The 1,951-nt window shown below is 74.4% G+C and carries 3 protein-coding genes; 2 read left to right on the forward strand and 1 reads right to left on the reverse strand.

The features are described 5' to 3' along the window. Positions 1–122 precede the first annotated feature (122 nt). Complete coding sequence (locus ACYVE9_RS24875; protein ID WP_461030144.1) at positions 123–566, reverse strand: Rv3235 family protein; 444 nt, start codon at positions 564–566, stop codon at positions 123–125. Positions 567–856: 290 nt separating this feature from the next. On the opposite strand from ACYVE9_RS24875, the gene ACYVE9_RS24880 reads away from it, so the two are divergent. After that, positions 857–1,351, forward strand: a complete 495-nt coding sequence (locus ACYVE9_RS24880) for a DUF6912 family protein (RefSeq protein WP_461030145.1) — start codon at positions 857–859, stop codon at positions 1,349–1,351. A gap of 102 nt (positions 1,352–1,453) precedes the next feature. Beyond that, positions 1,454–1,951, forward strand: a 498-nt coding sequence (locus tag ACYVE9_RS24885; RefSeq protein ID WP_461030146.1) for an HAD family hydrolase, incomplete at its 3' end; no start/stop codon positions are given.

Raw genomic sequence — 1,951 nt, forward strand, 5'->3', positions numbered from 1 at the left:
CGCGTCGCGCCACGGGCCCCGGTACACACCCCGACGTTCCAGGACCGCAGCCCGCCGGGCGCTCGAAGGCGTCCTGCGAGACCGTGCGCACGGCGGGCTCGGCGTCCGGTTCCTGCCGGCCACTAGCGGACCGGGTCGAGGTCGATGTCGAGTTCCACCGCGGCGCATCGCCAGCGGTGGTCCGGGCCGTGTTCCAGCCGGAACGCCAGGGCGCGGAAGCGCCCGGCCACGGAGACCCGTGCGTACACCTCGACCGCGCCGGGGCCCGGGGAGGAGCAGCCGACCCGTTCCAGTACCGGCGCCGGGGACTGCCGCAGGGCCGATTCGGGGCGCAGCGGCGCCATGGGGGCGAGGCGGGCCAGCTGGTCGTAGGCGGCGCCGCTGGTGTGGCCGAGCAGGGAGTGCACGGGACGCTGGCCGCTGAGGACCAGCAGGAGTCGTTGCGCGAACCAGAAGTGCGGCATCCGTTCGCGCCTGCCGCGCTGGGCCGCGGCGACGGCGGAGTGGGAGGGGCGGCGCGAGTCGCGGCGTCCGGGTGGGCGGCTCGGCCCCTTGGTGAAGGTCATGGTCGGTCCCCGTGGATCAGTTGCCGGGCCCGGCCGCGAGATGCGTACCGGGCAGTAGCTTCGGCACGGTTGTAGCGAGGGCGCTGGCGGCGACGCAATCGACCGGGGTGGCGCGGGGTGGCCCGGGCCCTTTTCACCTATCCGGTGGTGAGGTGCCACGGGCTTGACGGGCACGGCGTTGACCTGCGCGGACCGTCCGGTGCGGTGGGCGCGCGGATCGGCGGTGGCCTGTGGGGGCCGGCCCGTATGCTGGCCGTCAGCCCGTCCGGACTTACACGAAAGCGGCAGTGATGCGCGTCTACGTTCCCCTGACCCTCACCGGACTCGCGGCCGCCCATCGGGAGGGCGAGGTGGGCGGAGGTCGGCTGACGGCCTACGGCGTCACACCGGCGCTGCGTGAGTGGTACGTCTCCGAGGACGTCGAGGAACTGGAGTACGCGGCGCTGGGCCGGGCCGCGCACGCGTCCCTGCGGCTGCTGGCGGACGATCCCGAGGCGGCCCGGCGCCGGGTGGTGCTGGCGCTGGACGTGCCGGAGGGCTCGGTGCGGCCCGAGTCGGGTACGGACGCGGAGCCGGGGGAGCTGCGGCTCGACGGTCCGCTTCTGATGCGGTTCGCGGCCGCCGTCCACCTGGACGCGGCGGACGCCGAGGCGGACGTCACCGCCGCCGCGGAGGCGCTGGACGCGGCGCGGGCCGGCGACGAGTCCGCCCGCTCCACCGTGGACGGTGCCGAGGACCACGAGCTGCTGTGGTACGCCGTCCAGGAGATCGACACCCTGCTCTGACCCGCGGGCCCGGATACTCGCCGCGCCCCGGGGGCTTCGGGCGGGTGGCCGTGTGGTGGACGACACCGGCCGGTTGTCGGACCGGGCGGTTACCTTCGTGTCATGGCTCCGAGGACAGGCACCACCCACATCGTCTGGGACTGGAACGGCACGCTGCTGCACGACATCCACGCGGTGATCGAGGCGACGAACGCCGCGTTCGGTGAGATCGGCATGCCGCCGATCAGCCTGGAGCGCTACCGCGAGCTCTACTGCGTGCCGGTGCCCCGGTTCTACGAGCGGTTGACGGGCCGGCTGCCAGACGCCGATGAGTTCGCGGTGCTGGACGAGGTCTTCCACCGACACTACTTCGCCCGGGTGGACGCCGTCGGCCTGACCGAGGGCGCCGCCGAACTGCTCGCCGCCCGCCGCCTGGCCGGCGGCACCCAGTCGCTGTGCTCCCTGGCCCCGCACCGGCACCTGCTGCCGCTGGTGCGCCGGCACGGCATCGCGGAGCACTTCCTGCGGGTCGACGGCAGCCTGGCCCGGGTCAACGGTGTCGGCAAGGCCGAGCAGATGGCGGCGCACCTGTCCGCGCTGACCGACTCGGGCGTGGACGCC

The organism is Streptomyces sparsus (assembly GCF_054776295.1).